This is a genomic window from Actinoplanes nipponensis (assembly GCF_016862275.1).
GTDB classification, from domain to species: Bacteria; Actinomycetota; Actinomycetes; order Mycobacteriales; family Micromonosporaceae; genus Actinoplanes; species Actinoplanes nipponensis.
Genome location: NZ_BOMQ01000014.1, coordinates 1 through 20,290, shown reverse-complemented (window position 1 = coordinate 20,290; position 20,290 = coordinate 1). Strand labels below are relative to the sequence as shown.

The window sequence follows — 20,290 nt, the reverse complement described above, 5'->3', positions numbered from 1 at the left end:
TCAGTCCCTTCGCCGGTAGGCCCACACCACCAGTTCGCCGGTCGACTCGCGGCAGACGAGCCGGCCGGGGGCGGCCTGGCAGTCGCCGGTGCCGGCGGGCAGGTCGGCCAGCAGGTGGGGGGTCGCGCCGCCGGCGGCGGCGACGGCGACGGCGACCATGGTACGGCTTCCCGAGTCGGCCAACCGGGTCACGAGCAGATGGTCCCCGCCCCCGGAGCCGGTGACCAGCCGCCAGCCGTGCAGGTCGACCAGCACCTGCCCGGTGGCCGGGTCGATCAGGCCGGCCGGGTCGCCCTCGCCGGCCGGCGTCCCGTACGCGATCACCGCCGTCCCGCGCTGCTCGACGCTGCGCCAGCCCGTCCGCTGCCAGCGCTGGAGCCCGGTGGCCGGTTCGACGGCGCGGACCCCGTCCGGCCCGGTCAGGCAGATGAGCGGCCCGCACGGGCTGACCCCGAAGGCGTAGCCGGCGGGCCGGATCCAGCGCGGCGCCAGGGTCACCGGGTCGAAGGCGCTGACCATCCGTCCGGTGGGCGTCGGGTGCCGCAACAGCAGCAGCCCGCCCGCCACGGTCGGGTTGTCCGGGCCGTAGTCGGCGGCCGGCAGCGCGGCGCTGGCCAGCAGCCGGCCGGTGGCGAGGTCGTGCACGGCGGCGGTCCGGTTGTCGTGCATGAGCAGCATCCGGGGCTCGGCGCCGGCGGGTCCCGGCACCCCCATCAGCACGGCCGTCGACGGGATCGGCACCTGCCAGCGGGTGGTGCCGCTGGCCGGGCCGACCGCGTCGATCCGGCCCTGCACCCGGCGCCCGGATCCGGAGCTGCGGACGCCGTTGACGCCGAGCAGGACGCTGGAGCCGGGCAGGGTGACGACGTTGCCCGCCCGCCGCCACTGGGCCGCCCCGGAGTCGAGCGAGATGGCCGTGGTGCCCGGGTCGCCCTGGCTGCCGCTCCACGGCCGCATCAGCACCAGCCCCCCGCCGGTGCGCAGCCGGTACGTCGGCGCGGCCGAGCCGGCCTGCCAGTTCAGCCGCCCGTCGGCCAGGTCGTACGAGCTGAGCGTCCCGTAGGTCTGCGCGAGCAGCGTCCCGCCGTCGGTGAGGGCGTACGGGTCGGCCGGTCCGAACGGCACGGTGAGCACGGCCGACAACGCGGGAGGCGGTGGCGCCGCCGAGGCCGCGGACGACAGCAGCACGACGACCGCGAGCAGCACCGGGGCGAACCAGTCGGGCGTCGTCGAGCGCACCGGGCGGGCGTACTCGTCGGGTTCACCCCGGGCCAGGCCGAGATCGATGACTACCGTATTGCCGCCGAATGTCTCCGCCGCCATAACCCCAAAGGTAACGGCTTAATAACGAAACGGCTCGTTGACCAAGGCGCTACGCCTGCGGCTGGGGCTCGGTGACCCGGTCCTCCAGCTGCGAGACCCACTCGGTCACGTCCCGGGCGATGTCCTGCGCGGTGAGGCCCAGCGCGGCGAGGATCTCGGCGCGGCTGCCGTGCGGGTGGAAGCCGGCCGGCACCCCGAGATCGCGCAGCGGCACGTCGACGCCCGCGTCGCGCAGGGTGCTGGCCACCGCCTCGCCCACGCCGCCGGCCCGGATGCCGTCCTCCAGGGTCACCACGAGGCGGTGACCGCGGCTCAGCGCGGCCAGCTCGATCGGGACCGGGCGGACCCAGCGCGGGTCGGCGACCGTGACGCCGTACCCCTGCTCGGCGATCCGCTCCGCGACCTCCATGCCCAGCTTGCCGAACGCGCCCACCGCGACCAGCAGGATGTCCTTGCGCTCGTCCTCGCGCAGCACGTCGACCGGGCCGATCCGGCGCAGCGCCGGCAGGTCGGCCGCGACCGAGCCGGTCGGGAAGCGCACGATCGTCGGGCCGTCGTCGACGGCGACCGCCTCGCGCAGCTCCTCGCGCAGGGTGGCGGCGTCGCGCGGGGCGGCGATCCGCAGGCCGGGCACGGCGCCGAAGACGCTCATGTCCCAGATGCCGTAGTGGCTCGGGCCGTCCGGGCCGGTGATGCCAGCCCGGTCCAGCACGATCGTCACCGGCAGCCCGTGCATCGCCACGTCCAGCAGGACCTGGTCGAACGCGCGGTTGAGGAACGTCGCGTAGACGGCGACCACCGGGTGCAGGCCACCCATCGCCAGGCCCGCCGCCGAGGTGACCGCGTGCTGCTCGGCGATCCCGACGTCGTAGGTGCGCTCGGGGTACTTCTTCTGCAGGGCGGCGATGCCGGTCGGCTCGGCCATCGCGGCGGTGATGCCGACGATGTCGGGCCGCTCGTCGGCGATCGCCACGAGCTCCTCGGCGAAGACGTGGGTCCACTTCACCGAGGGCGCGGCCAGCAGCTTGCCGGTCTCGATGCTGAACGCGCTGCCCGGGCCGTGCAGGCAGTCGGCCTCGTCGTCCTCGGCCGGGCGGTAGCCGTAGCCCTTGCGGGTCACCGCGTGCACGATCACCGGGGCGTTGAAGCCCTTGGCCCGGCGCAGCGCGGACTCCATCGCCTGCACGTCGTGCCCGTCGACCGGGCCGAGGTACTTGATGCCGAGGTCCTCGAACATCGGCTGCGGGCTCACCGCGTCCTTGATGCCCTTCTTGACGGCGTGCAGCACCTCGTAGGCCGGCTTGCCGACCACCGGGGTGGAGCCCAGCGCGTTCTTGACCAGGTCGAGAACCCGCTCGTAGCCGGGGTTGAGGCGCAGCGTGGAGAGGTGGTCGGCCAGCCCGCCGATGGTCGGCGCGTACGAGCGGCCGTTGTCGTTGACGATGATGACCAGGCGGTTCTTGGCCGAGGCGATGTTGTTGAGGGCCTCCCAGCACATGCCGCCGGTGAGCGCGCCGTCGCCGACCACGGCCACCACGTGCCGCTCCTCGCCGCGCAGGGTGAAGGCCTTGGAGAGGCCGTCGGCGTACGACAGGGCGGTGGAGGCGTGCGAGTTCTCGATCAGGTCGTGCTCGCTCTCGGCCTGGCTCGGGTAGCCGGAGAGGCCGCCGCGCTGGCGCAGCCGGTCGAAGCCGTCCTGCCGGCCGGTCACGATCTTGTGCACGTACGCCTGGTGGCCGGTGTCGAACAGCACCCGGTCGCGCGGGGAGTCGAAGACCCGGTGCAGCGCCAGGGTGGTCTCCACGACGCCCAGGTTGGGCCCGAGGTGGCCGCCGGTGCGGGACACCTTGGCCACCAGGAAGTCCCGGATCTCCGCGGCGAGCAGAACGAGCTGATCGGGATCGAGCCGCTTGAGGTCACCGGGAGTCTTGATGCCCGCCAGGATGCCGGCCGTCGTCTGATCAGTGCGCTCGCTCATGAGGAGTCAGTCTATCGGCGGAACCCGCGGACGCATCTGGCGCGAACGGACACAGAGACGTCCTCCACAAAACCTGCACAACTCCCGAGACGTGACTCAGATCACTTGCTCGGGTAGGAAGGACCCATGACCGTCGATGCGACCAGCCCGGCCCGACGCCGCGACCGCAGCCACATCCTCTACATCTCGGTGCTGGTGGCGATGGCCCTGGGCATCGCCGTCGGCTTCCTCTTCCCGGAGCTCGGCAAGGATCTGCGCCCGCTGGGCACCGGCTTCGTCGCGCTCATCCAGATGATGATCGCGCCGGTGATCTTCTGCACGATCGTGCTGGGGGTCGGCTCGATCCGCCGGGCCGCCCAGGTCGGCAAGGTCGGCGGGCTCGCCCTCGGCTACTTCCTGGTCATGTCGACGATCGCGCTGACGATCGGCCTGGTGGTGGGCAACATCCTGCACCCGGGCTCGGGGCTGCACCTCAGCGAGGAACTGGCCAAGACCGGTGCCGCCCAGGTCAGCGGGGAGGCCGAGTCCGGCGTCGACTTCGTGCTCGGCATCATCCCGCCCTCGCTGCTCAACGCGATCGCCACCCGGGAGATCCTCCAGACGCTGCTGGTCGCCCTGCTGGTGGGCTTCGCGGTGCAGTCGATGGGCGAGCGCGGGGAGCCGGTCATCCGGGCCGTCGCGGTCTTCCAGCGGCTGGTCTTCAAGATTCTCGCGATGGTGATGTGGCTGGCGCCGATCGGCGCGTTCGGGGCCATGGCGGCCGTGGTCGGCGCGACCGGTGTCGACGCGCTCAAGAGCCTGCTCGGCATCATGATCGGCTTCTACATCACCTGCGCGCTGTTCGTCTTCGTCGTCCTCGGCCTGCTGCTGCGGGTGGTCGCGCACATGTCGATCTTCAAGCTGCTGCGCTACCTGGCCCGGGAGTTCCTGCTGATCCTGTCCACCTCGTCGTCGGAGTCGGCGCTGCCCCGGCTGATCGCCAAGATGGGCCACCTGGGCGTGAGCCGCCCGGTGGTCGGCATCGTGGTGCCGACCGGCTACTCGTTCAACCTCGACGGCACCGCGATCTACCTCACCATGGCCTCGCTGTTCATCGCCGACGCGCTGGACAACCCGCTGTCGGTCGGCGAGCAGATCTCCCTGCTGCTGTTCATGATCCTGGCCTCCAAGGGCGCCGCCGGGGTCACCGGCGCGGGCCTGGCCACGCTGGCCGGCGGTCTGCAGAGCCACCGCCCCGACCTGGTGCCCGGCGTCGGGCTGATCGTCGGCATCGACCGGCTGATGTCCGAGGCCCGGGCGCTGACCAACTTCGCCGGCAACGCCGTCGCCACCGTGCTGGTCGGCACCTGGACCCGGGAGATCGACCAGGAGCAGGCCCGGGCGGTGCTCTCCGGCGCGGCGCCGTTCGACGAGACCACCTACGACGACGATCCGCACGACGCCCACGAACCCAGCGCCGAGGAACGCCCGGCGGAACCAGCTGCGGAGCGCTCCTAGGCCCACCGGCCGCGGAGCGCTCCTAGGCCCACCGGCCGCCGGCCGGGACCGGGCCGGCCGCGGTCAGGCGTCGGCCGCGGGCAGGTCCTCCGGCCGGCTGACCCAGGCGGAGAAGACCGGCACGCCGTGCCATGGACCGAGTTCCCGCCCGCGGTCGCCGTCGCGGATGTCGACGGTCACGGCGAGCACCGCGTACGGGTGGCCGAAGCGCAGCTCGGCGATGCGCGCCACCCCCTCGCTGGGCATGCTCTCCAACACCGCGAAGCCGCTGACGGCGGCGGCCTCGAAGCCGTAGCGGCCGTAGCGGGCCATGGCCACCTGCCGGGCGTCGCAGGCCCGGCCGGAGACCGGCAGGGCCTCCGCCAGGATCCGTGCGGCGGTGGTGAAGCCCAGCCCGGGCCCGGTCAGGTCGTGATCGCTCTCGGCCGACCAGCACGGCAGCACCGCCGTGTACCGCTCCTCGTGGCTGAGGTCGGTCAGGACCGCCTCCTCGCGGATGCTCCACAGCCCGCTGTCCCCCAGCGGCAGGTCGTACAGGGACCGGCGCCCCAGCTCCACGTCGTCGGCCGCGCCGCGACCGATGGCGTAGGCGGCGGCGAGCACGTCACCGGCCTCGACGCCGGGGGCGGCAGCGACCGAGATGACCAGCACCTTGGTCCGGGCGTACAGGTCCCGGTCAGCACAGTCGGCCTCGGCGATGTGCACCACGACGTCACCGGCCCGGTCCGTCGCGGCGATGAACGAGACATGCCCCTCTTCCGGGCTGCGGAGCATCCGGGTCAGCCCGGCGGCCCAGGCACTGTCCGGGCCGAGCGCGGCCGCCGCCGCCACCTCGAACGGCTGGGCCCACGACACCCGGGTGGCCAGCGCACTGGCCAGCAACACCGCCACCTCCGGCGTGACGGCCAGGGGGAAGGACCCGATCAGCCCGCCGGTGTGCTCCCGCGCCCAGGCGTCAGCAGCCTCCTGGGCCGGCAGCAGCCCCACGGTGGTGCTGGGCGGCAGCCCGGCCTGCCAGTCGCGCAGACCGTCGGTGTCCCGGTCCGGCGCGTGCCACACCGCGGTCGCCGAGGACACCAGCGGGTGCGGATGCTCCAGCAGCGCCGCGGCGGCCGACGCCGCGTCGCCGGCCGGCATGCCGAGCACCTCGGCCAGCTCGTCGCCGGCCGGGCCGCCGCCCGCCGAGGCACACAACGCCAACAGCAGCCATGCGCCCAACGGCGACGCGACGTGATGGCCGTCGCCGATGCCGGCGTGCAGACGCTCGGCGTAGGCGGCCAGGGCGTCGTACAGCGGGGTCGTCATCCGGCCCGGCCCGTGGGCCCTCCGGGCACCAGCAGGGCGACGCACTCGATGTGCTGGGTCATCGGGAAGCAGTCGTACGCCCGCAGCTCGGCCAGCCGCCACCCCTCGGCGCCGAACGTCTGCACGTCCCGGGCCAGCGCCGCCGGGTCGCACGCCACGTAGGCCACCGCCCGCGGGCCGGCCGCGGTGATCGCGCGCACCACCTTCGCGCCGGCGCCCGTCCGCGGCGGGTCCAGCACCACCAGGTCGACCGGGCCGGTCACCCGGCGCCGGGCCAGCGCCACGTCCACCTTGGCCGACACCACCTCGACGCCGCCCAGGTCGGCCAGGTTGGTGCGGGCCGTCGCCACACCGGCCGGGGCCGACTCGACGACCGTCGTCCGGGCCCGGGTGCGCTGGGCCAGGGCGGCGGCGAACAGGCCGGCGCCGCCGTACAGGTCCCAGGAGATCTCGCCCTCGACCGGCTGGAGCAGCTCCAGCACCGCGCCCACCAGGGTGTCCGCGGCCGCGGGATGCACCTGCCAGAAGCCCTCCGGCGGCACCCGCCACTCCCGGCCGGCGGCCAGCTCGCGCACCTCGGCCGGACCCTCGATCAGCACCGCGCCGCCGCCGGCCGGCTCGTCGAGCGGCCCGTCGTCCACAGCGACGGGCCGCGGCGCGGCGACCGGGCCGTTGCCACCCGGCGTGTCGGCGCCGGGCCGGACCGCGCCGGCCGCCACCAGCAGCGGGGCCGCGGCCGGGCGGGCCAGCACGCTGACGTCGCCGCCGGTCGAGGCGACCACCTCGACCGCGGCCGCCTCCGGCCAGAGCCGGCCGGTCACGTCGAGCTGCTGCAGGCGCGGGTGGGCGATCAGGCAGCGGTCGACCGGCACGACCTCGTGCGAGCGGTGCTTGAGCAGCCCGGGCCGCCCGGCGGCGTCGACGGCGTAGCGGACCCGCGAGCGCCAGCCCAGCGGGCCGCCCGGCAGCGGCTCGACCCGCACGTCCAGCTCCGCGATCCGCTCGCCGCTCAGGCCGCCCATCCGGCCGAGCAGCTCCCGCACGACGGCGGCCTTCCACTCCAGCTGGGCGGCCGGCGCCACGTGCTGCAGGTCGCAGCCCCCGCAGGCGCCGGGGCGCGCGAACGCGCACGGCGGCGCCACCCGGTCCGGGGACGGCTCGTGGATCTCCACGGCGTCCGCCCGCAGGTACCCCTTGTGCAGCTCGGTCACCTCGGCGGTGACCCGCTCCCCCGGCAGCGCGTGCCGGACGAAGACCACCTGGCCGTGCGGGCCGCCGAACCGGGCGACGCAGTGCCCGCCGTGCGCGGGCGCGCCGACCGTGAGCTCGATGCGGTCACCCTCGAACAGTTCGTCGCTCACTTCGGCTCTTCCGGGGTCTCGGCGGGGGGCGTGGCGGCCACCCCGGCCGGCACGTTGTTCGGTCGGATGCGCGGGCCCCGGGCCGGCGCCCGGCTCAGGTCACGGTCCAGCCGCTCGAGGTCCCGGTCCTGGCTGGACTGCAGCTGCCACGGGACGCTGGTCACCATGACCCCGGGCTCGAACAGCAGCCGGGTCTTGATCCGCAGCGCGCTCTGGTTGTGCAGCAGGTTCTCCCACCAGCGGCCGACCACGTACTCCGGGATGAAGACCGTGACCACGTCGCGCGGCGAACCGCGGCGCATGCTCTTGACGAAGTCGATGATCGGCCGGGTGATCTCCCGGTACGGCGAGTCCACCACGGTCAGCGGCACCGGGATCTGCCGGCGCTCCCACTCGGCCTGGATGGTCCGGGTGTCCTTGTCGTCCACGTTGACCGTCACCGCGGTCAGCGTGTCCGGCCGGGTCGCCTGGGCGTACGCCACCGCCCGCAGCGTGGGCTTGTGCACCTTGCTGACCAGCACCACCGCGTGGTTGCGGGAGGGCAGCACCGGCCGTTCCTCGCTCGGCTCGAGCTCGGCGGCGACCCGCACGTAGTGCTTGCGGATGCCCAGCATGCCGGCGTAGATGACCAGCATGGCGACGATCGCGATCCAGGCGCCGAGCAGGAACTTGGTGATCAGCACGACGATGAGCACCGCGCCGGTCAGCGCCATGCCGAAGGCGTTGATCGCCCGCGAGCGGATCATCCGGCGCCGCACGGCCGGGTCCCGCTGGGTCTTCAGCAGCCGGTTCCAGTGCCGGATCATGCCCTCCTGCGAGAGCGTGAAGGACACGAAGACCCCGACGATGTAGAGCTGGATCAGCCGGGTGACCTCGGCCTCGAACGCCACGATGAGCACCATGGCGGCCACCGCCAGGAACAGGATGCCGTTGCTGAAGGCCAGCCGGTCGCCGCGGGTGTGCAGCTGCCGGGGCAGGTACCGGTCCTGGGCCAGGATCGAGCCGAGCACCGGGAAGCCGTTGAACGCGGTGTTGGCGGCCAGGAACAGGATCAGGGCGGTGACCGCGCCGACCACGTACAGCAGGATCGAGCCGCTGCCGAAGACCGTCTCGCCGAGCTGGGCGGTGACCGTCTTCTGCACGTAGTTGTCCGGCCCGCCGACGATCTGGGTGAGCGGGTCCTCGACGTACTGCAGGTGGGTGGCCCGGGCCAGCATGATGATGCCGACCAGCATGAGGATCGCGATGCTGCCCAGCAGCAGCAGCGTGGTGGCCGCGTTCTTGCTCTTCGGCGGCTTGAACGCGGGCACGCCGTTGGAGATGGCCTCGACCCCGGTCAGCGCCGCGCAGCCGGAGGAGAACGTCCGCAACAGCAGGAACACGAAGGCGAAGCTGGTCAGATGGTGGGTCTCGGCGTCGATGACGATGTCCGCGCTGGGCGCGCGCAGGTCCTGGCCGAGCACGAAGACCCGGACGAAGCCGGTGATGATCATCCCGAGGATGACGACGATGAACAGGTACGTCGGGATGGCGAAGGCGGTGCCGGACTCGCGCAGCCCGCGCAGGTTGAGCGCGGTCAGCACGGCGATGGCGGCCAGCGCTATGCCGATCTTGTGCTCGGCCACGAACGGGACCACCGAGCCCAGGTTCGACACGCCGGCGCTGATCGAGACGGCCACCGTGAGGATGTAGTCGACCAGCAGCGCGCTGGCCACCGCGACCCCGAAGCGCGGGCCCAGGTTGACCGTGGCGACCTCGTAGTCGCCGCCGCCGGACGGGTACGCGTGCACGTTCTGCCGGTAGCTGGCCACCACGGTGGCCATCACGACCGCGACCGCCAGCGTGATCCACGGCGAGTACATGAACGCGCTGGCCCCCGCGATGGACAGCGTCAGCAGGATCTCGTCGGGCGCGTACGCGACGCTGGACAGCGCGTCCGAGGCGAAGACGGGCAGCGCGATCCGCTTCGGCAGCAGGGTGTGCTGCAGCCGGTCGGAACGGAAGGGCCGGCCGAGCAGCAGCCGCTTCGCTAGGGACGTCGAACTTGCCACAAGCGCCAAGGGTACGGCTGCGCACGCCACGCCGTCGGCCGCCCCGGCCAACGGCCGCCGCCGCCGCATGGCACGCTCTGTCCAGGAAGCATCCAGCGGGAAGGCGCAAAACCGTGCACGTGGTGATCATGGGCTGTGGCCGGCTCGGCTCGACGCTGGCGCACAAGCTCGACGCCCGCGGCCATTCCGTCGCGGTGATCGACCAGAACGCCGACGCCTTCCGCCGGCTGAGCGCCGAGTTCGGCGGCACCACGGTGACCGGGATCGGCTTCGACCGCGAGGTGCTCAGCGCCGCCGGCATCGAGCGCGCCGACGCGTTCGCGGCGGTCTCCAGCGGCGACAACTCCAACATCATCTCGGCCCGGCTGGCCCGGGAGACGTTCGGCGTGTCGCGGGTCGTCGCCCGCATCTACGACGCCAGGCGGGCCCAGGTCTACGAGCGGCTGGGCATCCCCACGGTGGCCACGATCCGCTGGGCCGCCGACCGGATGGTCCGGCACCTGGTGCCCGAGGGCACGGTCGAGGTGTTCCGCGACCCGACCAGCTCGGTGTCGATCGTCGAGGCCCCGCTGCACCGCGACTGGGTGGGCCGGACGCTCACCGCGCTGGAGGACGCCACGGGCGCCCGGGTGGCGTACCTGATGCGCTTCGGGATCGGCTCGCTGGCCACGCCGTCCACCGTGCTGCAGGACGGTGACCAGGTCTTCATGCTGGTCACCGACGACATCGTCGACGACGTGCTCGCGAGCGCCGCGGGCGCCGGGCTGGGGGGTCACTGACCATGCGGATCGCCATCGCGGGCGCGGGCAACGTGGGCCGCTCGATCGCCCAGGAACTGATCGGCAACGGCCACCAGGTGATGCTCATCGAGCGCCAGCCGCGCCAGCTGCGGCCCGAGCGGGTGCCCCAGGCCGAGTGGGTGCTGGCCGACGCCTGCGAGGTCACCAGCCTGGAGGAGGCCGACGTGGCCAACTGCGACGTGGTCGTGGCGGCCACCGGCGACGACAAGGCCAACCTGGTCTGCTCGCTGCTGGCCAAGACGGAGTTCGCGGTCGGCCGGGTGGTCGCCCGGGTCAACCGGGCCGAGAACGAGTGGCTGTTCACCGAGCAGTGGGGCGTCGACGTCGCGGTCAGCAAGCCGCGCCTGATGGCCGCGCTGGTCGAGGAGGCGGTCACCGTCGGCGACCTGGTCCGGCTGATGACCTTCCGGCAGGGCGAGGCCAACCTGGTGGAGATCACCCTGCCGGCCACCGCCCCGTACGTGGGTGAGCCGGTGCGCTCGGTGCCGATGCCCCGCGACGCCGCCCTGGTGGCCATCCTGCGCGGCAAGCGGGTGCTGGTGCCGACGCCGGACGACCCGCTGGAGGCCGGCGACGAGCTGATCTTCGTGTGCACCTCGGAGGTCGAGGACGCGGTCCGCGCCGTGGTGCTGGGCAGCAGCCGCGAGTTCGGCTAGGGCTGCGCCTCGGCGCTCGGCTCGGGCGCGTGGGCGTGCTCGGCGGAGGTGACCCGGTGCACGGCCCAGGCGGTGAAGGCGAACGTCGCGGCGTAGATCGGCCAGCTGATCAGGATCCGCACCACGCCGATCGCGTTCGCCTGGTCGGCCAGGTAGAGCCAGCCCTGCACGCCCGCGCGGACGAACAGCGACGCCGCCCAGACCAGCGTCAGCCACTGGAAGGTGCGGAACAGCCGGGGGTGGTCGAACCAGTCGTGCTTGCCGCCGTTGGCCAGCACGCCCCAGACGTACCCGATGATCGGCCGGCGGACCGCGACCGACCCGATCAGCACGACCACCTGACCCAGGGTCAGCAGGATGCCCGGCAGGTAGAAGTTCTTGGCGTCGCCGGTGCGCCAGGCCAGGAACGCGCCGATCGCGATGCCGAACAGGCCGTTGACCGCGTGCCGGATCGGCTGCTTGCGGCTGAGCCGGTAGACGCCGATGGCCAGCGCCGAGCCGACGCTGCCGCCGATCGCCCAGTACAGCGCGGTCTTTTTGCCCAGGTCCAGCCCGGCGCTGCCGAGCAGCACGTTGAGCAGCACGAAGGCGAGCACCGGCACGCTGGACTCGATGAGCCCGCGGACCCCGCCGAGCTGCTCGGAGATCTGCTCGCTGAACGACGGCAGCGGCTCCTCGTCGTCCTCCGGCCGGCGCGCCGGCGGTGGGTCGAGCTCCTCGACGAACTCTCCGATGAGCTCCTCGACGACCTCCTCGGCGACCCGTTCCTCCACTGACTCGTGCGCGGCGTGACGGGGTTCGCTGCCGGGTGTCACCGGGGCGCCTCCAGCTCGTAGTACGGGTTGTAGATGACCTTGCGGTCGTCGCGCAGGGCGATCCGGCCGCGGGCGGTGAGCTGACGACCCGGTTCGATGCCGACGATGGAACGGCGGCCCAGGAAGACGAGCGTGACCACGTCGCTGCCGTCGTAGAGATCCGCCTCGAGCGTCGGCAGGTTGGTGCGGGGAGTGTACGCCACCGTGCGCAGCCGTCCCGACACCGAGACGACCTGACCGCGGCGGCACTGACCGGCCGGCATCGCGCCGCACTTGGCGCTGTCGCGCTGCAACTCCTGCGCGTCCAGTTCCGCCTCGGAGGCGGTCAGCCGTTCGAAGAACCGGCGCAGGCCAGTGGTGCGCTCATCGGTCGACATGACCTCGTGCCACCCTCTCCTCGGCGAACCGTGGAAACGCGCCGGCGGAAGGCCGGCGGACGGCACACAGTGTGGGCAGGTGCCGCAAGTCAACGGTACGCCGGAAGTGGTCCCGGTGACCTACCTCACCGGGAGCCGTTCCGATCAATGCGCGTGACGGCCGTTCGGCCCGGGGAACCGCTCGTTGACCGCCACGTCCGGCGGCGTCGGGTCCTCGTGCTCGTGCGCGTGCTGCTCGGCCTGCTCGGCCATCTCCCGCGGCAGCCGCAGCGGCAGCGCCTCGCGGACCGGCCGGGCCTCCTCGTCGCGGACCACGACCAGGCCGCGCAGGCACTCGCCGAGCACGCCCTCCTGGGCCGGATCGGCGGCGGCCAGGCCCTGGTACAGCGCGCGGACCATCCAGCGGGGGCCGTCCACGCCGACGAACCGGACGTCCGCCGGCCCCTCGGGCGTGTTGACCCGGGCCGCCAGCTCGACGCCGTACGGGCCGTCGAACTCCTGCGGCGCGGCGCCGTCGGCCTTCATCGCCGCGGCGATCTCGGCCCGCACCTCGTCCCAGATGCCCTCGCTGCGCGGCGCGGCGAAGACGCCGAGCTGCAGCGCGCTGTTGCCGTGGACCAGCACGATCTGCTCGACGCCGCCGTCCGGGTTGGCCTGCACCCGCACCTCGACGCCCTCGATCGCCGGGATGAGCAGGCTGCCGAGATCCAGCCGCTGCACCCCGCCGGGGGCCTGCCGGCTGTCGTACGGGCCGTGCTCGGGCGCCGGGCCGTCGCCCATGCTGTGGGCGAGCGCCGCCGACTGGGGTGCGTCGTCGGGTCGCACGTGCTTGGGACCGCCGCGCTTGCGGGAGAACATCTGCGTTGCCACCTTCTTCGTTCTAGCGTCTTTCTAGAGCTGCTGCTGGGGGGCCGGCAGAGCCACGTGCCCGCCGGTCGAGCCGTGCCCGCCCGCACCCCGCGAGGTGCCGGGAAGCTCGTCGACCACGTGGAACACCGCCCGGGCGACCCGCTGCACGACGAGCTGGGCGATGCGGTCGCCCCGGGAGATCTTGGCGGTCGCGGCGGGGTCGTGGTTGACCAGGTTCACCAGAATCTCGCCGCGGTAACCGGCGTCGACCGTACCGGGCGCGTTGAGCACGGTCACCCCCAGGCGCACGGCGAGCCCGGAACGCGGATGCACCAGCCCGACGTAACCCTCCGGGAGCGCGACCGCGAGCCCGGTACGCACCAGCGCGCGCCCGCCCGGGGCGAGCTCGACGTCCTCGGCGGCGACCAGGTCGGCGCCGGCGTCGCCCGGGAGGGCGTACGCCGGCAGCGGCAGGTCGGGGTCGAGCCGGCGGACCTGGATGTCCACGGGGTCGGTCACGGTAACGGTCCTCACGGTCGGCGTCGGTCCTGCGGGCGGGCGAGCGGCACCCACCCTGCCATCCTGCCGTCGCCGCGGACGGAGGCGCGCCGTACCCTCACCAGGGTGACATCCGAGGCCTCCGCACGCACGGCGGCGCCGCGTCCGGCGTACGCCGAGCGCCTGCGCATCCCGTGGCTGGCGTGGCCCGGCTGGGTGGCCGTGGCCGCCCTGCTGGCCGCCGAGATCTGGATGGGCAGCACCGGCCTGCGGGCCTGGGTGCCGTTCGCGGTGCTGCTGCCGCTGACCGTGTTCCTGCTGTGGCGGGCCGACCGGATCAAGGTCGTGGTCACCGCCACGGAGTTCCTCGTGGACGACGCCCGGCTGCCGCTGAGCGTGATCGCCGACGTGGTCCCGCTGGACGCCGCCGGCAAGCGCGAGGTGCTCGGCGTGGGCTCGCACCCGCTGGCCTTCGTGGTGCAGCGGCCGTGGATCTCCGGCGCCGTGCAGGTGCTGCTGGACGACCCGGCCGACCCGACCCCGTTCTGGGTGGTCAGCAGCCGGCACCCGGTCGAGCTGGCGACCGCGCTGCTGCGGTCTAGGAGCTGAGCTCGCGGCGGGTGTCGCCGTCGATGACCGCCGGGCCCTGGCGGCGCAGGTCCTTGATCAGCTTCTCGCCGAGCCCGCGGGTGGCCCGGCGGTTGAGGTAGCTCGCCACGGCCGCGCCGGTGAGCAGCGGTCCCATCGTGGTCAGGTTGCGCCCGAAGCGCCGCAGCAGGGTGCCCTGCAGCTCCTTGCGGGCCGCGGTGCCCAGCACGGTGGCGACGCCGATGCCCGGCACGAGCGGGTTGACCCCCCGCTGGCCGGCCCAGGACTGCACCAGGGCGGAGGCGCGCTCGACGGGGTTGCCGGTGACCGGCCGGCCGTACACCTCGTGCAGCTCGCCGATCAGCTTGAGCTCGACGGCCACCACGGCGACCGTCTCGGCGGCCAGCAGGACCGGGGCCGAGAGCAGGGTCGGGGTGGCCACCCATTCCAGGGAGGCGACACCGCCGCCGGCAGCACCCACCCCGGCGGTGGCCAGGGCGGCGTTGCGCACGAGCCGTTCGGCGAGCGCGTCGCCGTCGAGCCCGTCGAAGTGCCGGCGCAGGGTCGCCCGGTCGCGGACCGGCACGTGCGGCGCCACGTCGGCGACCACGTCCGCCATCCAGCGCAGCGCGGCCCGGGGCCGGAAGAGCTGGCCGAGCCCGCGCCGGCGGACATCGCCGACGAGCCGGCCGAGCAGGCGCCGGCGACCGGCCGGCTCGAGGTCGTCGGCGGTCAGGGCGGCCACGGTGGCGCCGATCCCGGCGTCCTCGTCACCGGCGGCCCCGGCGGGGTCGACCTTGATGAGCTCACGCCCCGGATCTTCGGACGGTGCCGAGCTGTCGTCTGGGCGGCTCATCGTCGACCTCCCCGTGTCGGCTGGCGGCATCGATGCCGTTGGCGTCTATCGGTCAGCCTGATACCCGGTTGCGCTGCCGGGGCAAACCGGCGGCGGGGGGATCAGGGGTCGGTGCTTGACCCGGCCGTCGGGCGACGACCGGGGGTCCTGCTCGCGGACGCGCCGGTCAGGCGCACTCACGGCAGATCAGTTCCCCGTTGCGCTCCACCGCGAGCTGGCTGCGGTGGTGTACGAGGAAACAGCGGGCGCAGCGGAACTCGTCGGTCTGCATCGGCAGCACCTTGACGGTCAGTTCCTCGTCGGCCAGGTCAGCACCGGGGAGCTCGAAGCTCTCCGCCACCTCGACCTCGTCGACGTCCACTGCGCCCGACTGCGAGTCGGCGCGGCGGGCCTTGAGCTCCTCGAGGCTGTCCTCGCCGAGGTCGACCTCGTCGCGACGCGGGGCGTCGTAGTCGGTGGCCATCGGATGTCACTCTCCTGTATCGATGTGTCACTTGGCGTTAGTAACGCCAGCGACGGCGTTTCGGTTCCCGGGTGCGGCGGACTTTTTTCCCCGTTCTGAAACAGGGATCGCCCGTCCGCCGGGGCGCCCCCACCCCCTCGTGAAACTGCCCCGGCAAACGCGGCACCTTACCGCCCCCGCGGGTGGCTTGTACGCGCGCGGGCGGCCCATTGTTCCCGATGTGACCGAGGCGACATCAAAGTAGGGGGCGCAGCCCGTAGATCATCGTCGGCGCGCCGGGAGCATTCCCTCTTTCCGCGGGCTTGGCGCACAGACGCTAACCTCACCGCATACCCCGTCCGGCACCGGACGGGAGCCGATCGAGCTGCCCCGGGAGCCAGTTCCATGAGCTTTGCCCGCGTCCGAGCGCTGGTCGTGGTCGGCGTGCTCGCCGTGGCCGCGGTGGTCTTCGTCGTCGTGGCGCTGGTCCGCGACACCCAGGGCGACGCGGTCGCCGGGGGCGGCTGCCCGGACGGCGCGGTCATGGCCAACGTGACCCTGCCGGACGACCCGGAGCAGGTCACCGTGCGGGTCTTCAACGGCACCAAGACCCCGGGACTGGCCGACGCCGTCACCAACGAGTTCAAGAACCGGCGGTTCAGGACGCAGAAGCCGGCCGAGAACAAGAAGAAGGTCGACGGCGTCGCGGTCATGCGCTACGGCCCGGAGGCGGTCGGCTCGGCGTGGCTGCTGCGGGCGTACTTCCTGGACCAGGCCGACGTGCAGTACGACGCCAAGCGCAAGGGCACGGTCGTGGACGTGGTCGTCGGCAGCGGCTTCCAGCAGCTGGCCACCACCACCGAGGTCAACCAATCGCTGGTCGAGCTGGGCGAGCCCGAGGTGCCGCTGGGCGCCTGCGTGGCCCCGGCCAAGAAGGACTCCTGACCTAGGGGCCGCCGGCGGCGTCCAGCTCCACGAGGGCGTCGTGCAGCGCGCCGAAGATCGCCGGCGGGGCCGCCACGAGCATGTCCGGCCCGGCCGGGGCTCCGTCGAGTCCGGACACCCGCAGCCCGGCCTCGGCGGCCACCAGCCCACCGGCCGCGTGGTCCCAGGCGTTCAGCCCCTTCTCGAAGTACGCGTCCAGGCTGCCCTCGGCCGCCAGGCACAGGTCCAGCGAGGCCGCGCCGAGGCGCCGGATGTCGCGCACCCGGTTCAGCAACGCGGCGACCACCGCGCCCTGGTGCGCCCGCCGGGCCGGGTCGTAACCGAACCCGGTGCCGAGCAGGGTCTGGTCGAGGCTGGTCCGGGCCGAGCCGGCCAGCCGGCGCCCGTCGCGCCAGGCGCCGCCGCCGCGGGTCGCCGTCCACTCCTCGCCGGTGGCCGCGTTGTGCACCACGCCGGCGACGACCACGCCGTCCACCTCGGCGGCGAGCGAAACCGCGTAGAGCGGCAGGCCGTAGAGATAGTTCACGGTGCCGTCGATGGGGTCCAGGATCCACCGTACGGGCCCGGCGGCCGCCGCCGTGGTGTCGCCGTACTCCTCGCCCAGCACGCCCTCTCCGGGCCGCTCAGCGGCCAGCGCGGCGACCACCTGGCGCTCGACGGCCCGGTCGGCCGCGGTCACCACGTCGGTGTCGGTGCTCTTGGTCCGCACGTCGGTGATCGCCCCGGCGCGCATCCGCCGCGCGGTCGCCGCGGCCTCCCGGGCGATCCGTACGGCGATCCGGAGCAGGGCGTCCGGCGTCGATGTCGCGGTTTCTGCAGCCACTGGTGACCGTCCTTTCAGCCGTCTTCATTGTCGTCGCCGGGGCCTCCGCGAGCCCCGACACCCCCCTCTCGACCACCCTCGGCATGCCGGTGGCGTGCTGCGGCGGGAGGATCTAGCCGGACGGCGCTACAATTCACCCCTGCCCACGCTTCACGGACAGCCGCCAGCGGGCCCGTCCGCGTCCCGAGGGCTCCCACACCACACCGGCCAGCCTCGTTCCGCCGCGCGCTGCGCTGGGTTCATGGCCGTGTTACATCGCCCTCCGGAAGGTCATTCGTGACAGAAGCCCACCAGACCGGTGCCGACGTTCGCTCTCTCACCGAGGCCCTGATCGCCCATGCTCAGGGTGCGGGCGGGCAGATCACGTCAGCCGAGGTCGTGCAGACGGTCGAGTCGGCCGAAGTCACGCCGGCCCAGGCCAAGAAGATCCTCCGCGCCCTCGTGGACGCGGGAGTCACGGTCGTCGTCGACGGCTCGGCGAGCACCCGCCGCCGGGTCGCCGCCGCGCGCGCGGCCACGCCCGCCTCCAAGGCCACCACCGCCAAGGCCACCCGGGCCCCGGCGAAGAAGGCCGCGCCGGCGCCCGCCCCCAAGCAGGCCGGCGCGGAGGACCCCGACGCCACGGAGCCGGCCAAGAAGGCGGCGCCCGCCAAGAAGGCCGCGGGCGCGCCCCGCAAGGCCGCGGCCGGCGCCAAGGCCACCCCCGCGAAGGCCGCCAAGCCGGGCGAGGCCCCGGCCGAGGGCGAGGAGATCGACCCCGAGGAGCTCGCCGCCGAGATCGAGGACGTCGTCGTGGAGGAGCCGGCCGCCCTGGTCCAGGCCGCCGCCACCGACGCGGCCGCGACGGCCACCGACGGCGACTTCGAGTGGGACGACGAGGAGTCCGAGGCGCTCAAGCAGGCGCGCCGCGACGCCGAGCTGACCGCGTCGGCCGACTCCGTCCGCGCGTACCTCAAGCAGATCGGCAAGGTCCCCCTGCTGAACGCGGAGCAGGAGGTCGAGCTCGCGAAGCGGATCGAGGCCGGCCTGTACGCGGCCGAGCGGCTGCGCGCCTGCGACGACGGCGAGGAGAAGCTCGAGCGCAACTTCGAGCGCGACCTGCGCTGGATCGGCCGCGACGGCGAGCGGGCCAAGAACCACCTGCTGGAGGCCAACCTGCGGCTCGTGGTCTCGCTGGCCAAGCGCTACACGGGCCGCGGCATGGCGTTCCTGGACCTGATCCAGGAGGGCAACCTGGGCCTGATCCGCGCGGTCGAGAAGTTCGACTACACCAAGGGCTACAAGTTCTCCACGTACGCCACCTGGTGGATCCGCCAGGCCATCACCCGCGCCATGGCCGACCAGGCCCGCACCATCCGCATCCCGGTGCACATGGTGGAGGTCATCAACAAGCTCGGCCGCATACAGCGTGAGCTGCTCCAGGACCTGGGCCGCGAGCCCACCCCGGAGGAACTGGCCAAGGAAATGGACATCACCCCGGAGAAGGTGCTGGAGATCCAGCAGTACGCCCGGGAGCCCATCTCGCTCGACCAGACCATCGGCGACGAGGGCGACAGCCAGCTCGGCGACTTCATCGAGGACTCCGAGGCGGTCGTCGCGGTCGACGCGGTGTCGTTCTCGCTGCTGCAGGACCAGTTGCAGCAGGTCCTGCAGACTCTCTCCGAGCGCGAGGCGGGCGTGGTGCGGCTGCGCTTCGGCCTGACCGACGGCCAGCCGCGCACGCTGGACGAGATCGGCCAGGTGTACGGGGTCACCCGGGAGCGGATCCGCCAGATCGAGTCGAAGACGATGTCGAAGCTGCGGCACCCGTCCCGCTCGCAGGTCCTGCGCGACTACCTGGACTGAGCCGGAACGGTGGAGGCACGGACACCGTGATCATGACTGGACGCCCCCCGTTCAGTCAACGATCCGTGCCTCTTTGGTCACTACCCGTACATCACTCGGTGGTGATCGGACCGTTGTGCAGAAGTGATCGTTGACGTGGCACCCTTGGGGCACGGCACACTAGCCCGACCACGTGTGACTTGGGTCCCCCCGGGACACAGTGGGAAGGCTGTCAGGGCCAAGGGTGTTGCACCATGGGTGAGCAGTAGCCGAGGAACATGTTCATCGGTGACGACCAGAGGAGGAAGGCGATGACCCCGACTCTCACGCCGCCGGCGGGAACGGTGGCCGGACCAGCAGCCGATGAACGGTGCGACCGCTGCAATGCAGCCGGAAAGCTCCGTTTGACCCTGGCTGGTGGCAGCGAGCTGGTGTTCTGCGGACACCACGCCAACAGGTACGCCGAGGACCTGGTGAAGATCACGGTTCAGTACAAGGCGGACCCGGAGTTCTCCTGGCGCGGCGCAGACATGATGTCTAACTCCAACTAACCCCCGATAGACGATCAAGGGGCGCCCCCGGTGTGGGCGCCCCTTTCTCTGCCCTGGGGGATGTCGAGCCTGGTGGCAGGGGGCGCCCGGCGCTTCTCGGTAGTCGTGGGGACCTTGATGGATATCGGCGCGCCCGGTGGCCATCCGTTACCAAGGTTCACTACACGCAGCGATCATGAAGAGCTGGGACGGCCGACGACGGCCGGTCACTGCCATGGCGTGGGCCCTGCGCTGGTCGCCTCATCGACGCTGCGCTGACCTTCCCGCTCGTGCCTCTCGTTGCCCGGCCAACGCGCTGGCTTCCCCGCTCGCGCCTCGCACCGCTCGGCTAAGGCGCTCCGCTTCCCGCTCTTGCCGCCACCGGCGACGCTCCTTGCCTGATCTTGTGGCGACCCGACGTCTGAACCGGGCCCAGCGCATCAAGATCGCGGTCCACGGCGGCCACCGCTCGCGTTTCACACGCGTCCCTGGCTCCCCGGCCGGATCTTGAAGCAACCCGCGGGCCGGACCCACCCCAGCGCAACAAGATCGCGGTCCAGCCTGCCCCCCACCCCAACCCCCATCCCCACCGCCCTCCGCCGCCCACCCGCCCGCGCTATGCCCACCTGCCCGAGCCACACCACGCTGCCCGCCCGCGCTATGCCCACCCGCCCGAGCTAAGCCCACCGCCGAGCGACCCCTACCCGCCCCAGCGCCCCCTACCCGCCCGAGTCAGGCCCACTGGCCCGAACCACCCCACCTGCCCGAGCGA

At 72.9% G+C, this 20,290-nt stretch carries 19 protein-coding genes; 7 read left to right on the top strand and 12 right to left on the bottom strand.

Annotated features, from left to right (window positions below; genetic code table 11):
- Complete coding sequence (locus Ani05nite_RS05370) at positions 1-1,323, bottom strand: outer membrane protein assembly factor BamB family protein (RefSeq protein ID WP_203765676.1); 1,323 nt, start codon at positions 1,321-1,323, stop codon at positions 1-3.
- Between the two features lie 49 nt (positions 1,324-1,372).
- Positions 1,373-3,301 (bottom strand): 1-deoxy-D-xylulose-5-phosphate synthase, encoded by a 1,929-nt coding sequence (gene dxs / locus Ani05nite_RS05365; protein WP_203765674.1) that lies wholly within the window; start codon positions 3,299-3,301, stop codon positions 1,373-1,375.
- Positions 3,302-3,427: 126 nt separating this feature from the next.
- On the opposite strand from dxs, the gene Ani05nite_RS05360 reads away from it, so the two are divergent.
- Positions 3,428-4,798, top strand: coding sequence for a cation:dicarboxylate symporter family transporter (locus Ani05nite_RS05360; protein ID WP_203765672.1), 1,371 nt, complete (start codon positions 3,428-3,430; stop codon positions 4,796-4,798).
- Between the two features lie 63 nt (positions 4,799-4,861).
- Here Ani05nite_RS05360 and Ani05nite_RS05355 read toward each other — a convergent pair whose 3' ends face one another.
- The 3 genes from Ani05nite_RS05355 to Ani05nite_RS05345 are packed head-to-tail and all read right to left on the bottom strand — an operon-like array spanning position 4,862 to position 9,515.
- Entirely contained in the window at positions 4,862-6,103 is a 1,242-nt protein-coding gene (locus Ani05nite_RS05355) for a serpin family protein (protein ID WP_203765670.1), read from the bottom strand.
- Positions 6,100-7,464 (bottom strand): class I SAM-dependent RNA methyltransferase, encoded by a 1,365-nt coding sequence (locus Ani05nite_RS05350; RefSeq protein ID WP_203765668.1) that lies wholly within the window; start codon positions 7,462-7,464, stop codon positions 6,100-6,102. The genes Ani05nite_RS05355 and Ani05nite_RS05350 overlap by 4 nt, the downstream gene beginning before the upstream one ends.
- On the bottom strand, positions 7,461-9,515 hold the full coding sequence (locus Ani05nite_RS05345; RefSeq protein WP_239129324.1) for an APC family permease: 2,055 nt from the start codon (positions 9,513-9,515) through the stop codon (positions 7,461-7,463). Before Ani05nite_RS05345 ends, Ani05nite_RS05350 begins: the two co-directional genes overlap by 4 nt.
- A gap of 113 nt (positions 9,516-9,628) precedes the next feature.
- Between Ani05nite_RS05345 and Ani05nite_RS05340 the strand changes: the two genes are divergently transcribed.
- Both Ani05nite_RS05340 and Ani05nite_RS05335 read left to right on the top strand, forming a co-directional pair.
- Positions 9,629-10,294, top strand: a complete 666-nt coding sequence (locus tag Ani05nite_RS05340) for a potassium channel family protein (RefSeq protein WP_203765664.1) — start codon at positions 9,629-9,631, stop codon at positions 10,292-10,294.
- Positions 10,291-10,971, top strand: a complete 681-nt coding sequence (locus Ani05nite_RS05335; protein WP_203765733.1) for a potassium channel family protein — start codon at positions 10,291-10,293, stop codon at positions 10,969-10,971. The genes Ani05nite_RS05340 and Ani05nite_RS05335 overlap by 4 nt, the downstream gene beginning before the upstream one ends.
- Here Ani05nite_RS05335 and Ani05nite_RS05330 read toward each other — a convergent pair.
- The 4 genes from Ani05nite_RS05330 to dut form a co-directional block, all read right to left on the bottom strand.
- On the bottom strand, positions 10,968-11,786 hold the full coding sequence (locus Ani05nite_RS05330; RefSeq protein WP_203765662.1) for a DUF3159 domain-containing protein: 819 nt from the start codon (positions 11,784-11,786) through the stop codon (positions 10,968-10,970). The two genes, Ani05nite_RS05335 and Ani05nite_RS05330, sit on opposite strands and share 4 nt — an antisense overlap.
- Positions 11,783-12,163, bottom strand: a complete 381-nt coding sequence (locus Ani05nite_RS05325; RefSeq protein ID WP_203765660.1) for an OB-fold nucleic acid binding domain-containing protein — start codon at positions 12,161-12,163, stop codon at positions 11,783-11,785. The genes Ani05nite_RS05330 and Ani05nite_RS05325 overlap by 4 nt, the downstream gene beginning before the upstream one ends.
- Before the next feature lie 144 nt (positions 12,164-12,307).
- Positions 12,308-13,021 carry a DUF3710 domain-containing protein gene (locus tag Ani05nite_RS05320; RefSeq protein WP_203765731.1) on the bottom strand — a complete coding sequence of 238 codons (714 nt, stop codon included), beginning with the start codon at positions 13,019-13,021 and terminating at the stop codon, positions 12,308-12,310.
- A gap of 33 nt (positions 13,022-13,054) precedes the next feature.
- Positions 13,055-13,546 carry a dUTP diphosphatase gene (dut, locus tag Ani05nite_RS05315; RefSeq protein WP_203765659.1) on the bottom strand — a complete coding sequence of 164 codons (492 nt, stop codon included), beginning with the start codon at positions 13,544-13,546 and terminating at the stop codon, positions 13,055-13,057.
- 90 nt (positions 13,547-13,636) lie between these two features.
- Between dut and Ani05nite_RS05310 the strand changes: the two genes are divergently transcribed.
- Positions 13,637-14,119: a DUF3093 domain-containing protein gene (locus Ani05nite_RS05310; protein ID WP_203765658.1), complete on the top strand. Its 483-nt coding sequence runs from the start codon at positions 13,637-13,639 to the stop codon at positions 14,117-14,119.
- Here Ani05nite_RS05310 and Ani05nite_RS05305 read toward each other — a convergent pair.
- Both Ani05nite_RS05305 and Ani05nite_RS05300 read right to left on the bottom strand, forming a co-directional pair.
- Positions 14,109-14,954: a hypothetical protein gene (locus Ani05nite_RS05305; RefSeq protein ID WP_239129323.1), complete on the bottom strand. Its 846-nt coding sequence runs from the start codon at positions 14,952-14,954 to the stop codon at positions 14,109-14,111. The two genes, Ani05nite_RS05310 and Ani05nite_RS05305, sit on opposite strands and share 11 nt — an antisense overlap.
- A gap of 166 nt (positions 14,955-15,120) precedes the next feature.
- Positions 15,121-15,417, bottom strand: a complete 297-nt coding sequence (locus Ani05nite_RS05300; protein WP_023561654.1) for a DUF4193 domain-containing protein — start codon at positions 15,415-15,417, stop codon at positions 15,121-15,123.
- A 384-nt stretch (positions 15,418-15,801) separates the two neighbouring features.
- On the opposite strand from Ani05nite_RS05300, the gene Ani05nite_RS05295 reads away from it, so the two are divergent.
- Positions 15,802-16,341 carry a LytR C-terminal domain-containing protein gene (locus Ani05nite_RS05295; RefSeq protein ID WP_203765657.1) on the top strand — a complete coding sequence of 180 codons (540 nt, stop codon included), beginning with the start codon at positions 15,802-15,804 and terminating at the stop codon, positions 16,339-16,341.
- A gap of 1 nt (position 16,342) precedes the next feature.
- On the opposite strand, the gene Ani05nite_RS05290 is transcribed toward Ani05nite_RS05295, so the two are convergent.
- Positions 16,343-17,164 (bottom strand): inositol monophosphatase family protein, encoded by an 822-nt coding sequence (locus tag Ani05nite_RS05290; RefSeq protein ID WP_203765656.1) that lies wholly within the window; start codon positions 17,162-17,164, stop codon positions 16,343-16,345.
- Between the two features lie 276 nt (positions 17,165-17,440).
- Here Ani05nite_RS05290 and Ani05nite_RS05285 point away from each other — a divergent pair, with 276 nt between their 5' ends.
- A complete protein-coding gene (locus Ani05nite_RS05285) occupies positions 17,441-19,009 on the top strand; it encodes an RNA polymerase sigma factor (RefSeq protein WP_239129322.1) in 1,569 nt (522 codons plus the stop codon).
- Positions 19,010-19,299: 290 nt separating this feature from the next.
- The gene (locus Ani05nite_RS05280) at positions 19,300-19,539 is read left to right on the top strand and encodes a DUF7455 domain-containing protein (RefSeq protein WP_125803548.1); all 240 of its coding nucleotides are present in this window, start codon (positions 19,300-19,302) and stop codon (positions 19,537-19,539) included.
- Positions 19,540-20,290 lie beyond the last annotated feature (751 nt).

What these genes read in the sequence shown, in the direction of transcription:
- Ani05nite_RS05370 (WP_203765676.1), bottom strand. Translation starts at nt 1,323, where the DNA reads ATGGCGGCGGAGACATTCGGCGGCAATACGGTAGTCATCGATCTCGGC.
- dxs (WP_203765674.1), bottom strand. Translation starts at nt 3,301, where the DNA reads ATGAGCGAGCGCACTGATCAGACGACGGCCGGCATCCTGGCGGGCATC.
- Ani05nite_RS05360 (WP_203765672.1), top strand. Translation starts at nt 3,428, where the DNA reads ATGACCGTCGATGCGACCAGCCCGGCCCGACGCCGCGACCGCAGCCAC.
- Ani05nite_RS05355 (WP_203765670.1), bottom strand. Translation starts at nt 6,103, where the DNA reads ATGACGACCCCGCTGTACGACGCCCTGGCCGCCTACGCCGAGCGTCTG.
- Ani05nite_RS05325 (WP_203765660.1), bottom strand. Translation starts at nt 12,163, where the DNA reads ATGTCGACCGATGAGCGCACCACTGGCCTGCGCCGGTTCTTCGAACGG.
- Ani05nite_RS05320 (WP_203765731.1), bottom strand. Translation starts at nt 13,021, where the DNA reads ATGTTCTCCCGCAAGCGCGGCGGTCCCAAGCACGTGCGACCCGACGAC.
- Ani05nite_RS05305 (WP_239129323.1), bottom strand. Translation starts at nt 14,954, where the DNA reads ATGAGCCGCCCAGACGACAGCTCGGCACCGTCCGAAGATCCGGGGCGT.
- Ani05nite_RS05300 (WP_023561654.1), bottom strand. Translation starts at nt 15,417, where the DNA reads ATGGCCACCGACTACGACGCCCCGCGTCGCGACGAGGTCGACCTCGGC.
- Ani05nite_RS05295 (WP_203765657.1), top strand. Translation starts at nt 15,802, where the DNA reads ATGAGCTTTGCCCGCGTCCGAGCGCTGGTCGTGGTCGGCGTGCTCGCC.
- Ani05nite_RS05280 (WP_125803548.1), top strand. Translation starts at nt 19,300, where the DNA reads ATGACCCCGACTCTCACGCCGCCGGCGGGAACGGTGGCCGGACCAGCA.